This window comes from Neobacillus sp. GCM10023253 (genome assembly GCF_042653105.1).
GTDB lineage: Bacteria > Bacillota > Bacilli > Bacillales > Cytobacillaceae > Neobacillus > Neobacillus citreus.
In genome coordinates this window covers 186,236-198,197 of the sequence record NZ_JBHSHV010000026.1, presented here as the reverse complement: position 1 = coordinate 198,197, position 11,962 = coordinate 186,236, and the positions used below count along the sequence as shown (strand labels likewise).

Genomic DNA, 11,962 nt, shown 5'->3' with positions numbered 1-11,962 from the left:
GGCTTTTTTATTTATTTATTCAGAAAAATACATCTCATTTCCACTTATTTGGAAATGTTTTTCAGTGGTCTCGGACGGTTCTCGTGCATCATTTTGTGTTTGGACGCGGGGACGGTCTCATGCATCATTGCTAGCTACTCTAAACAAAAGAACCTCCAAAATGGTTCACAGTCTTCATTTTTCCGAAATATTCTATAAAGGGTTAAATCTTTTATAGGGAGTATGTTTATGAATCCGGATTTCAATCCTTCTAAGCTGCATGTTAACTGCTTGCCTTCCTCATCATCGATGCAGGTTTATGGCCGAAAATACACTTTGACACATTCCGATACAACCGGTGACTTGTTTTTGAGCATTGGCTATCATTATGATTTAAAAGGTATTAACGTTTCCAAGCGTGATGAAGTACTGGCAGAATGGATGACAACAAAGAAGGGAGCGCCTATTTTAAGCGGAAATGTGTATGTGAGTGGAGGGGAATTTGATGAACAAACGGCACAGCGGCGATTCCTGATCTTCCAGCGTGAATTGAACCTTGCCCTATCTGCCATCATCTATGGCGACCAACGTCTTTTCCGTCAGTATCCTGAACTGCTCGATGCAAACATCTTTATACACTTTAACTCAATCTTTCCAGCCTTTAACCAAACCATGTACTATCGTACTCCGCGCTATTATACGTAGGGACTGTTCTCGTGCCTCATTTCAGTCGTTGCCCGCCATTTTCCCCTAACTTAACTATTGGTAATAATCGGATGGATTTGTGTCTTCTAGTACACCATTTTTTGAACCATAAGAACCGTCCCTCTGCCTCAAAGCTGACTCAGCACAGGCAATTGTGAGGCAAGAGAACCGTCCCCGTGCTTCAATCTGAGACTATTGATGTATTCCATTATTTTTTTAAAAAAGTTATTATATTTCGTTGTAATGGTTTAATGATGTTATAAAGTCTTGGAGTAGAGGGAAGGTATTTTTTGAAATGTCTTTGGATTCTTTGGTATTGGCTTTTTCAACGGCGGACATAGACTATGACATGTTAAAAAATTTAGGAATTTCGATTGGAATTTTGGCTGTATTTATTCTTTTTAGAAACCTGTTTACTAAATATGTGTTTCAGTTGATTGTAAAATTGACCCGCAAAACACCGACTGAATTTTTAACACAGATTTGTTTGAGTTTTGAACGTCCTTTAGGGTGGGCGTTTATTATTGTAGGTTTGTACCTGGCGATGGATTATTTCCCTTTTATGGAGCAGCAAAATGCGTTGTTTATCAAATTTTTGCGTTCGATGATCATTGTTTTAATTACGTGGGGATTGTTTAATTTGTCTTCTCCTAGCACAGGAATCTTGATCAGTGTTAATGAAAAAATGAACAATAAGATTGATTTGATTCTTCTTCCGTTTATTTCAAGGACCATTCGCGTCATTATTATCGCCATTAGTATCAGTATTATCGGGCAGGAGTTTAATTATGATGTCAATGGATTGGTTGCCGGCCTTGGCTTAGGGGGACTTGCCTTTGCTTTAGCGGCAAAGGAAGCTGTCGGGAATCTCATTGGCGGGGTCGTGATTGTCACGGAAAAACCATTTTCGATTGGAGAGTGGATCAAGACGCCGAGCGTAGAGGGGATCGTCGAAGATATCAATTTTAGAAGCACGAAGGTTCGAACCTTTAGCCAAGCTCTAGTGACGGTTCCAAATGCGACACTCGCGAACGAAGCGATTACGAACTGGAGCCGTATGGGAAAAAGAAAGATCGATTTTCACTTAGGACTTAACTATAAAACCACGAAGGAAGAATTGGAACGAGTAGTAAGGCGGATTGAACAATTGCTAAGGACGCATGAGGAAATCCACCCGGATACCATTATGGTCGCGTTCGACCACTATAACGAGAGCAGTCTTGATGTTCTAATCTACTTTTTCACAAACTCGACCGTTTGGGCAGAACACGTAAAAATCAAACACGAAATCAATCTAGAAATCATGGCGATACTAGAGGAAGAGGCAGTAGAAATAGCCTTCCCGAGCCGAACCCTCTACGTCACACCACAAACAAACGAAGTATTCCAAACAATGGGCTCTGTTGATTGAGTGATGCATGGGGACGGTTCTCGTGCATCATTTTTTGGAGCATAGTTGTGTTATTTAAGCGTTTGACAACTATTTTGATGCATAAGAACCGTCCCTCTGCATCATTTTAACGGGACCATCTACTCATTTTTTGTCGTTTATTATATATTTAAGTAGAAAATGATGGACGAGAGTCTTTTGGGTGTCGTTCTTCATTTGTAAAAGGCAAATCTATCGAAAGGTAGAGACGCAAAGTCACAGGCCTAAGGCGTATATCGCTATGGCGGCTGGGTTACCAAATGGAGAATCGCGAAAAGGCTCTAGCTTAATAGGGTTTATTTCGAGATTCTTCCTTTAAACATAAACTAGTTTAGGAGGAATTTTTTTATGGTAAAAAATGTTCAGTCATTCAAAAAGGTTCGCAATGTCCTTGCAACAAGCGTAATAGCTGCGGGATTTGTGTTCACTGGTGGAGTTGGTTCGGCGTTTGCGGAGGAACCCGTGACCACTGCTACACCAACAGAAGATACTGTTCAACAGGATCAGACGGTTCAGGTAGGACAAACTGTTGATGCAACTACTGAATCTGAATCAACCGATGCAGAGGCAACATCTTCGGTGGCATCCGAACCAACAACTACCGTGGATGCTGGGGCTGCAGCCGATACTACTGAAACAACAACCGATGCTGCGCAAACAGAGGGTACGACAGAAGTATCAGGTGAAGAACCATCTTTACTACCTGGAGATTTTCTCTACTTTGTAAAAAAATTAATGGAGAATGTTCAATTAGCGTTAACCTTTGATGAAGTAAAAGAGTCGGAACTGCTGGCTTCTTTCGCGGAGGAACGCATTAAAGAGGCGGAGGCATTGCTAGCTTCTGGCGAAGAGGAATTAGCCAATGAAACTCTTCAACAAGCGCTGGAACAACAAGAATTGGCTTTGGCCAAATATCAGCAAGGCGAGACGGTTGAGGATTCTCAGCCTGGGACGTCCGAAGATGAAACAGCGACTAACGATGAAGGTATAACTGTTGAAGGAGACGAAACGGCAGCACCTGTTGACCCAGTCCGGGCAGCGATTGAGGCTAAGTTTGCTGCTAACTTGTTAGCTTTGCAAACCGCCTTGGAAAAAGTGGACAACCCTCGTGCAAAAGAGGCATTAGCCAAGAACGTCAGCAAAGTACAAGAAAAGATTGAAAAGAAAATCAGCAAGAAGTTAGCGGAGTTGGAGCTTAAGCAGGAAAACACTGGGGACGACCAAGCCGCGGGCGAAGTGGAAGATGAAACCACCAATGTACAGCCTGTAGAAGGAAATATGGAGTCTACGGAAGATACCGCAAATACGGCAGATGTTGAAAAAGCCACGAATGAGGCTGCCGAGGAAACTGAGCAAAAGCCTCTTGAGAAAGTTAATGCAGTTGCAAAGACCACTGTAAATCAAGCTAAAGCAGAAGCACAAAAAATGGCAGAAAGCCAGCGCGAGGCGGCAGTTAAAATAGAGGAACAAAAACGTGCTGATGCGGCAAAACTAGCAGAGCAAAAACGTGAAGAGGCCGCAAAGCAGGCAGAGCAAGCGAAAGAACAAGCCAAAAAGGCTCTGGAGCAACAACGCGAAAAAGCACAGAAGCAAGCCGAACAAGCCAAAAGCGCCCAGGAAAACTCAAAGAAAACAGATGGTCAGTAAAAAGAATGATGCATGGGGACGGTTCTCATGCATCATTTTTCCTTTTTTGAGGCAAAAGAACCGTCCCCGTGCATCACCAGATCAGTCCCCATGCATCACCAGATCAGTCCCCATGCATCACCATTTTTTGTAATCTATTAAAATATGTGAATTTGAATTATAATTTTACTAAATTAATTCCTTGAAATGGGGATGTTTGCTATTTTCAGCTGGGCTGCCAAGGAGGATAACTGATTGATGAATTTGAATGTGGGCGTTAGTAGGAAAATTCCTGTGCCGCTTGTTTTGCTATGTATATTTTTTGCAATCTTACCCGACTTTTTAGATGACTACGAAACGTTTTACATCGACGACATGGCGTGGTTTGCATTGCTTTTCCCGTGCTTTATCTTTTCCTATTATCTAGGATTATATGGCGGAGTTTTTACTGGAATCATCCTCAATGCCTATCATTTAAGCTGGTTTTTTTATGAAAAAAAGTTCCACAGTGAAGATATGATCGATGAAAGCGCGGCACTGCATATTGGTATCTCTGTCATTACGCTATCCTGCTCAATTGGGGTAGGGGTATTAACGGACAAGCTCCAAAATAAACAGCTAAAAATACAAGAGTTAAATGAAAGACTAATGCAAATGGCTTTATATGATTCGTTGACAGGCCTTCCCAATCGACATTATTTTTTGAGGAAATTAGAGCATTCCTTAAGAAAAAAGAAACAGGCTTGTCTGATGTTTATTGATTTGGATGGCTTTAAAAGGGTGAATGATCAGTATGGCCACGAGGCCGGGGATGAGGTTCTAATAGAGGTTTCTCGAAAACTAAAAGAATTAGAAGATGAGGATGTTTTTGTGAGCCGACTTGGCGGTGATGAGTTCACAGTGTTGCTTAAAGGCGCAAACACCCATCAAGCGGAGGCTCTAGCAAACCGGATCTTAAAACTTTTGCAGCTAAGCGTCAACGATTGCAGGGTCTCCGCCAGCATCGGCATCGCCGTCTGCCAGCCAGACGACACCCCCGCCACCATCCTAAAAAGCGCAGACTCCGCCATGTACAACGCCAAACTTGCCGGCAAAAACGCAGTATATGTGGTTTGAAATAGTGATGCATGGGGACGGTTCTCATGCATCATTTTTGGACCGTCGCTGATGCATGGGGACGGTTCTCATGCCTCTAATTTTTTGCCTCCCTAAATGGTAAAAAGATGAAAAACTATTTAAAGTAGTATATGATAGAGCTGTAACCCCAGTTTAACCCCCGGAATCAAGCAGAACCTAGGGACGGTTCTCGCGCTTCTTATTTTAACCCACTTTTTTTAAACTACTTTTATATGACTATTCCCTTAATGATAACTATTTGGTCTACAAACTTTTTATTTATGACGACCTATTGTACATTTTTGAGACATAAGAACCGTCCCCATGCTTCACCTTGTTTCCCCATTTAAATTCAAGGTTAGGTGATTATGATGCCCCGAAGTGCAAGGGTGAAGAGTATGAGCGGTGTTTACCATATTATGTGGAGAGGAGCGAATCGGCAGGAGATTTTCCATGATGATGAGGATTGTAATAGGTTTCTTGATATTTTAGTAAAGTATAAAATGGAATCGGAATTGGAGATATACGCCTGGTGTTTGATGGGCAACCATGTCCATCTCCTTTTGCGAGAGGGTAAGGAAGATATATCTAATACGATGAAGCGGATTGGTGTCAGCTATGCCTCGTATTATAACTGGAAGTACGACACGACGGGGCATTTGTTTCAGGGGCGATTTAGAAGTGAAAATGTAGAAGATAATAGGTATTTACTAACAGTTACTAGGTACATTCATCAAAATCCCGTTAAGGCAGGAATCGCAGACAGGCCAGATGAATGGAGATGGAGCAGCTGCCGTGAGTATTATGGTGAATATCGTGATGGTAGAAAGCTGCTTGATGCAAATTTTATTTTCGGAAAAATATCCCCTGATCAAACCTTTGCGATGGAAAAATTCAAAGAATATAACGAAAAAATTAACAACGATGAATGCCTGGAAGAGAAAAGAACAAGGCTGCCTGACGAAGAGGCAAGGTTCGAAATTAAGAAACTACTTGGCCCTGGGGATATCACTCGCGTAAAGGTACTGCCAAAGGCGCAAAGAAAGGAAGTCTTTCAAAAAGTAAAAAATATTAGAGGTATATCCCAACGCCAGGCTGCAAGAATTTTAGGGGTATCCCCTAATCTTATATTTAGAGCATGAGGCATAGGGACGGTTCTCCTGCCTCATTTTTCTTTCCTCCGCCCAGCCCATTTTGATGCACGAGAACCGTCCCCGTGCATCACAACTCCGATTGATCGACGTTTAATTCTATGAGATTTCCATCCGGGTCGGCGCAGAAGATTTGGGCAAAGCCGCTGACGCTGTTTGGCTTTTCTAGGACGTTTACTCCATTCTTTTTCAGCCAAGCTAAAGTTTCTGCATAGTTTTTGACTCGAAGGGCAAAGTGTCCTTCCCTGCTGCTTAAGCTTTTGTCTTGCCGAAGGGTTTGCGAGTGGGGAAGGACGATTAAGTGCAGCTGTTGATTCCCTATACCGTACCAAGCCCCTTCAAAATCAAAAGCAGGCCGGGTAAGTTCTTCTAAACATAGTATCTCACTATAAAATTTCTTAGCCCTGCTTAAATCTGTAACATTCAAACTTACATGATGCAGCTCAGTATACTCAATCAACGTTATCAACCCCAATACTAAAATTTCTCAATACATGGAAATATAACATATTTAGTGCGAGGTTTCACGTTTGAGGCATGGGGACGGTTCTCCTGCCTCATTTATTTCTCTATGAAAAACTTTTGGTAACAGAAGAACCTTTCCCATGCCTCCCCTTGCTTCAGTTAACCCCATTTTGATGCACGAGAACCGTCCCTATGCATCACTTGACGAAAACTGAATTTCGAAATATCATAATAATATAAACAGTTTTAATAGTGAATGAGAAGCAGTTTCTTAATGGTGAAATTACCCGTTTCATGTAATTTAGGATACCTAGCTTTCCATTGAAAGATAAGGATGGGTTTGTTCTTATTTTTTATGGGGCTGGGTTTTTTTATTTTCAAAATAAGGAGGGACCACGCTTATATGGAGGATAGAAAAATTACGGTTGTTGGTGCGGGAACGATGGGCAGGGGGATTGCCCAATTACTTGCGCAAAATTATGTAACCGTTCACATGGTAGAACAGAACCAGACAATCCTGAACGAAGCTAAGGATAGAATCAGGGATCAGTATGAGGTTCTAAGAGAATACGAGTTTATCTCTGAACAAGAAGTGAATGACGCACTTGGCCGGATCTCACTTTCAGACAGCCTTCAAGATGCGCAAAACTCCTGGATGGTGATTGAAGCGATACCGGAAGTCTTGGAATTAAAGCAAACTCTCTTTCAAACGCTGGAAGAGATTTGCGACCCGGCGACAATTTTTGCAACGAACACTTCAGGGTTATCCATTAACCAAATAAGCGAACAGCTAAAGCACCGCGAGCGCTTCATCGGCACGCATTTTTTCATGCCGGCGGCGATTATTCCGTTAGTGGAGATTATTCGCGGGGACAAAACTTCAGATCAAGTCTGTGATGAAGTCATGCAATTTTTCAAAAAAATCCATAAGGAACCTGTCTTAATTCAAAAAGATATCCCTGGTTTCATCGGTAACCGGATTCAGCATGCGATGGCGCGGGAGGCGATTTCACTGCTGGAGGAAGGGATTGCGACTGCGGAGGAAATTGATACCGTTGTCCGCTGGAGTCTTGGGATCCGGCTTCTATTCACCGGTCCACTCGAGCAACGAGACCTGAACGGCTTGGACGTCCATCACCACATTGCGTCTTACCTTTATAAGGATTTGGAGAACCGGACCGAACCTTCCAGGCTGCTTTGGGAAAAAGTGCAAAATGGTGAGCTCGGGATCAAATCGGGCAAAGGGTTTTACGATTGGGACAAGGACTCCCAAACTGACGCCATTCAAACGAAAAATGCCCAGTTGCTTCAATTAATGAAATGGCTGAAGAAATAGAGCAGCACGCTCATTTTTAAAAAATTAACTACTAGAGGTGCGTAATTATGAAAACTGTTGATTTATCAGTATTGTTGTACGACGGCTTAGTTTCTTTTCCATCCCATCCAAAAGTAGTGTTCATGGATCATATCACACACGATTTTTCAAAACCAAGATATACGGCTCCTTGCGAAGGCTATGCAAGCAAGATTTTCATGATGTCTGACCATAGCGGCACGCACATGGATGCCCCCTATCATTTTTTCAAAGATGGCTTAACGATTGAGCAGATTCCGATTGATGCAACGATGGGGGACGCCGTTTTAATTGATTGTTCGGATAAAAATCCTGCAGAACCGGTAACGCGAGAAATGGTAGAAGCGGTGGTTGAGAGGGACCAGCTTGAAATTAAAGAGAATAGTATCGTGCTGTTCCGCTGCTGGAACGGGGAATGGAACGGCGAAGGATTCCATGAGTGCAAATCCCTTGCTCCTTCTGTTGGGGATTGGGTCGTCGAGAATAAAATTAAAGCAATCGGCCTGGATCTAGCGAATGCCGATATCAATGACAATATGCAAAGGGATGTCCACCTTGCTTTGCTGAGCAGAAATATTCTCATTATGGAGAACATCGTCAACTTGGATAAGCTTTCGAAAAAACATTTCTACTTTATCGGAACTCCTTTGAATTTAAAAGGTTTGACAGGTTCACCGATCAGAGCGATTGCGGTGGAAGAATGGTAAATATTTTTTTAGAAAAATAAATCCAGAAAGGGTGAGGAAAAATGAAAGCAGTTGTCAAAGCAACAAGAGACCATGGCGTAGAAGTAAAGGAAGTGGAAACTCCTAAACTGAAAGAAAATGAGGTGCTTGTCCAGGTAGAGGCTGTGAGCATTTGCGGGAGTGACCTGCACATGTACGAGGGGATGCGCGCCTATGAGTGGGTGGCGACGCCTGTTATTCTCGGCCATGAGTTTGCCGGGAGAGTCGTTGGCGTGAACAAACCTGAGCATGAGCACTTGTTGAACAGCCGGGTCATCATCAATCCATATGTGGCCTGCGGCGAATGTGCGAATTGCCTGCGGGGCAGAACGAATCTTTGTGACCATGGCAAAGGCGCGATGGACAAGGTGCCGGCGAAATCCCTGCAGTATGGCTTCCGGCAAAATGGCGGAATGGCCGAATATGCAGCGATTCATTATAAAAATGTGCTGCCAATTCCGGAAACGATGCCGATTGAGGTGGCCGGTATGCTCGAGGCGCTGGGCATTGGCGTACGTGCGCTTGAGCGGGCCGACATTCTGCCAGGCGACACGGCTGTTGTCATCGGACCGGGTCCTATCGGTCTTTCCCTAATCGCATCCTTATCCAGCCTCGGCTTGAAAAAGCTGATTGTAACAGGCTTGTCTGTCGATGAAGAAAGACTGCAGCTGGCCAAGGAGCTAGGCGCAACGGACATTGTGTATGCCGATCAGGTGAACGATGTGGAGGCCATATCCGAGCTGACACATGGACAGGGTGTCGACCATGTGTTTGAAACAAGCGGCTTCCATCAATCAATGGTATCCGGCGTTAGAATGTGCACAAAAGGCGGCGAATTGCTATTGGTGGGCATTTCCGCCAAGGAAACCGTGCTGCCATCCAACGAAATTGTCCGTGGAGAAGTAACGGTCAAAGGGGTATACGGTGTAACCGAGCAAACCTTGAAGCGGACCATCGCCATGGCTTCTTCCGGAAAATTTCCTTATCTGAAGCTGGTTTCCCATGTCCTTCCGCTTGAAAAAGCAGTCGAAGGCTTCGAAGTCGGCGTTCAAAAGCAAGGGGTCAAGGTAATCCTAAAACCATAAAGTGAGGCGTGGGGACGGTTCTCGTGCCTCACTTCCTTCGTTTGCAAAACAGGAACCCCAATCCTTCCCTTGCTCAAAATGATGCAGAAGAACCGTCCCCACGCCTCGTCCCCATGCATCACATTTGGTATAATAAGAGTAAAATTAAGGGAGGGTCCAACTTGAATTCACAACATGAGATGAACACGGTGTTAGTGACTGCTTATGCGAAGGCGCCGACAGGGAGTGCGATGTATGAGATTTATAAGCATGCCGGAATTGTTCTGGAGGTTGATCCAACGAACCATTCCATTGTGGATGCGGAGTTTACGTTTATTACTGATTTGGCCAAGGACTTTATCAAGCGGCTTGTGATTGGCTACAATTTGTCGAATGGTGTTGACGAGCTGGTCAAACGGATTGAAGAGCATTATTTTGCCCCTTCGGTTAATTCTGTGATTGTCGCCTTGAAAGCAGCCCATAAAAGATATTTTGAAAAAATAAATCAATTGGAAAATAAAAAATAATTTGACAACTAAACGAAAGATATATTATAGTTTTTTTATAAAATAAATACCTTTCGAAAAGCGTCTTCTTAACGATGGAATTTACCCATTCCACCTTAAATTAAGAATACCCAGCTTTTCCAAAAGACAATAGGGAACCCTTGTGTTTTCTTATTCCTTTTGGCAGGGCTGGGTATTTTTTATTGGCTTAATGGAGGTGAGCGGCAGCACAGCTAACGCTGTCATCCATTATTTGTTAATGAGGAAACCTTTTCGATTCCTTTACAATAAGGATAGAAGCTTTAACGAAGGGGATTTTTTTTCGAATGTAATGAAAGCGTTAACTTAAACTATTTTTCTAAAACAACAAGGGGGCGAAAGCATGGAGAAAATTACTGGTTTTTTCACGAATCTGATGAGGAAGTATCTTCCCGATCCATTTGTGTTTGCGATTGGATTGACCATCCTAACACTAGTTTTGGCGGTTCTTGTCGAAGGACAAGGATTTGTGGCTGCTACAACCAGCTGGGGAGCAGGTTTCTGGAATCTGTTATCTTTTACGACCCAGATGGCTGTCATCCTGGCGATGGGTTATGTGCTGGCGAAGGCGCCGATTATTGACCGTTTCTTAAACAAAATTGTTTCACTCGTTCATACTCCTCGAATGGCCATTATCGTAGCGACATTGGTCGGGGGAATCGGCAGTTACTTAAACTGGGGCTTTGGTTTGGTGATTGGGGGAATCATCGCCAAAAAACTTGCCTTAAAGGTCAAAGGAGTTCATTACCCGCTGATTATCGCAGCCGCGTACAGCGGATTTACGTTATATGGATTAGGTCTTTCCGCTAGTATTCCAGTGTTGATTTCAACACCTGGCCACCCAATGGAAAAAGCAATGGGCGTCGTGCCATTATCAGAAACCATTTTTTCAATACCGATGCTAGTTACCAGCTTGATCGTTATCATCACTCTTCCTTTATTAAACGCTTGGCTGCATCCGAAGAAGAAGGAAAATGTCATTGAAATCAATCCGGAGATTGAGGCGCGTGAACAGGTGGCAGCAGCAACTGCCCTCGGCAATGAAGAAGTGACATTTGCAACCAAGTTAAACAACAGCCGCTTGCTTTCATTGGCAATTGGAATTATCGGTATCATTTATGTCGTGTCCTTCTTTTCAAAGGGCGGCAAATTAGATTTAAACATGATCAACTTTATTATTCTTTTCCTTGGCATTATCCTTCTAGGAACTCCGGCAAACTATGTTTCTAGTTTAAATGACGGAATTAAGACAATTTCCGGTATCATCCTGCAATATCCGTTTTACGCCGGCATCATGGCAATTATGGCGGGGTCCGGTTTGGTAGATACCATCGCCCACTGGTTTGTGCAGTTCTCTTCAGCCCATACACTGCCATTCTGGGGACTGGTCAGCTCGTTCGTGATTAACTTCTTTGCTCCGTCTGCGGGCGGCCACTGGGTCGTTCAAGGACCATTCATGATTGACGCGGCGAAAGAATTGCACGCATCCATTGCCCATACGTCTATGTCCGTCATGCTCGGAAATGCCTGGAACGATTTAGTCCAGCCATTCTGGATCTTGCCGGCGCTGGCATTATCCAACCTTAAATTAAAAGACGTAATGGGCTACACCGTTGTGATGATGTTCTGGGTTGGGATTATCTATTGTGGTGCTGTTCTACTTTGGGGATTCTTGGGATAAAAATAAAATAGTATAATATAATAGAAGAAATCGAGTCACAAGTTGACGGCGATGATGGAAAGTTGAGATCTTCACGGTGAGAACGGCATCCCCGTTTTCACAATAATGAGGGTAGCCCAGCC

The 11,962-nt window shown here is 43.4% G+C and carries 11 protein-coding genes and 1 riboswitch; of the genes, 10 read left to right on the top strand and 1 reads right to left on the bottom strand.

From position 1 onward, the window contains the following. Nucleotides 1-228: 228 nt before the first annotated feature. From ACFPA1_RS23580 to ACFPA1_RS23560, 5 genes are all read left to right on the top strand, one after another. Entirely contained in the window at nucleotides 229-684 is a 456-nt protein-coding gene (locus ACFPA1_RS23580; protein ID WP_378586270.1) for a staygreen family protein, read from the top strand. Between the two features lie 295 nt (nucleotides 685-979). Continuing rightward, on the top strand, nucleotides 980-2,095 hold the full coding sequence (locus tag ACFPA1_RS23575; protein WP_378586267.1) for a mechanosensitive ion channel family protein: 1,116 nt from the start codon (nucleotides 980-982) through the stop codon (nucleotides 2,093-2,095). A 193-nt stretch (nucleotides 2,096-2,288) separates the two neighbouring features. Continuing rightward, nucleotides 2,289-2,374: riboswitch (cyclic di-GMP riboswitch) on the top strand. An 87-nt stretch (nucleotides 2,375-2,461) separates the two neighbouring features. Further along, nucleotides 2,462-3,760, top strand: a complete 1,299-nt coding sequence (locus ACFPA1_RS23570; RefSeq protein ID WP_378586264.1) for a DUF5667 domain-containing protein — start codon at nucleotides 2,462-2,464, stop codon at nucleotides 3,758-3,760. Between the two features lie 237 nt (nucleotides 3,761-3,997). After that, nucleotides 3,998-4,855 carry a GGDEF domain-containing protein gene (locus tag ACFPA1_RS23565; RefSeq protein ID WP_378586278.1) on the top strand — a complete coding sequence of 286 codons (858 nt, stop codon included), beginning with the start codon at nucleotides 3,998-4,000 and terminating at the stop codon, nucleotides 4,853-4,855. 368 nt (nucleotides 4,856-5,223) lie between these two features. Beyond that, complete coding sequence (locus ACFPA1_RS23560) at nucleotides 5,224-5,997, top strand: REP-associated tyrosine transposase (protein WP_417611619.1); 774 nt, start codon at nucleotides 5,224-5,226, stop codon at nucleotides 5,995-5,997. Nucleotides 5,998-6,076: 79 nt separating this feature from the next. On the opposite strand, the gene ACFPA1_RS23555 is transcribed toward ACFPA1_RS23560, so the two are convergent. Then, nucleotides 6,077-6,466, bottom strand: a complete 390-nt coding sequence (locus ACFPA1_RS23555) for a VOC family protein (RefSeq protein WP_378586258.1) — start codon at nucleotides 6,464-6,466, stop codon at nucleotides 6,077-6,079. Between the two features lie 408 nt (nucleotides 6,467-6,874). Between ACFPA1_RS23555 and ACFPA1_RS23550 the strand changes: the two genes are divergently transcribed. From ACFPA1_RS23550 to ACFPA1_RS23530, 5 genes are all read left to right on the top strand, one after another. Further along, entirely contained in the window at nucleotides 6,875-7,807 is a 933-nt protein-coding gene (locus tag ACFPA1_RS23550) for a 3-hydroxyacyl-CoA dehydrogenase NAD-binding domain-containing protein (RefSeq protein ID WP_378586255.1), read from the top strand. Between the two features lie 47 nt (nucleotides 7,808-7,854). Then, nucleotides 7,855-8,532, top strand: coding sequence for a cyclase family protein (locus ACFPA1_RS23545; RefSeq protein WP_378586253.1), 678 nt, complete (start codon nucleotides 7,855-7,857; stop codon nucleotides 8,530-8,532). A 41-nt stretch (nucleotides 8,533-8,573) separates the two neighbouring features. Continuing rightward, nucleotides 8,574-9,635 (top strand): zinc-dependent alcohol dehydrogenase, encoded by a 1,062-nt coding sequence (locus tag ACFPA1_RS23540; protein WP_378586251.1) that lies wholly within the window; start codon nucleotides 8,574-8,576, stop codon nucleotides 9,633-9,635. 161 nt (nucleotides 9,636-9,796) lie between these two features. Then, nucleotides 9,797-10,141 carry a DUF3870 domain-containing protein gene (locus ACFPA1_RS23535; protein WP_378586248.1) on the top strand — a complete coding sequence of 115 codons (345 nt, stop codon included), beginning with the start codon at nucleotides 9,797-9,799 and terminating at the stop codon, nucleotides 10,139-10,141. 361 nt (nucleotides 10,142-10,502) lie between these two features. Continuing rightward, nucleotides 10,503-11,840, top strand: coding sequence for a short-chain fatty acid transporter (locus tag ACFPA1_RS23530; protein WP_213143894.1), 1,338 nt, complete (start codon nucleotides 10,503-10,505; stop codon nucleotides 11,838-11,840). The last annotated feature ends 122 nt before the right edge of the window (nucleotides 11,841-11,962 follow it).

What these genes read in the sequence shown, in the direction of transcription:
- ACFPA1_RS23580 (WP_378586270.1), top strand. Translation starts at nt 229, where the DNA reads ATGAATCCGGATTTCAATCCTTCTAAGCTGCATGTTAACTGCTTGCCT.
- ACFPA1_RS23575 (WP_378586267.1), top strand. Translation starts at nt 980, where the DNA reads ATGTCTTTGGATTCTTTGGTATTGGCTTTTTCAACGGCGGACATAGAC.
- ACFPA1_RS23570 (WP_378586264.1), top strand. Translation starts at nt 2,462, where the DNA reads ATGGTAAAAAATGTTCAGTCATTCAAAAAGGTTCGCAATGTCCTTGCA.
- ACFPA1_RS23565 (WP_378586278.1), top strand. Translation starts at nt 3,998, where the DNA reads ATGAATTTGAATGTGGGCGTTAGTAGGAAAATTCCTGTGCCGCTTGTT.
- ACFPA1_RS23560 (WP_417611619.1), top strand. Translation starts at nt 5,224, where the DNA reads ATGATGCCCCGAAGTGCAAGGGTGAAGAGTATGAGCGGTGTTTACCAT.
- ACFPA1_RS23550 (WP_378586255.1), top strand. Translation starts at nt 6,875, where the DNA reads ATGGAGGATAGAAAAATTACGGTTGTTGGTGCGGGAACGATGGGCAGG.
- ACFPA1_RS23545 (WP_378586253.1), top strand. Translation starts at nt 7,855, where the DNA reads ATGAAAACTGTTGATTTATCAGTATTGTTGTACGACGGCTTAGTTTCT.
- ACFPA1_RS23540 (WP_378586251.1), top strand. Translation starts at nt 8,574, where the DNA reads ATGAAAGCAGTTGTCAAAGCAACAAGAGACCATGGCGTAGAAGTAAAG.
- ACFPA1_RS23530 (WP_213143894.1), top strand. Translation starts at nt 10,503, where the DNA reads ATGGAGAAAATTACTGGTTTTTTCACGAATCTGATGAGGAAGTATCTT.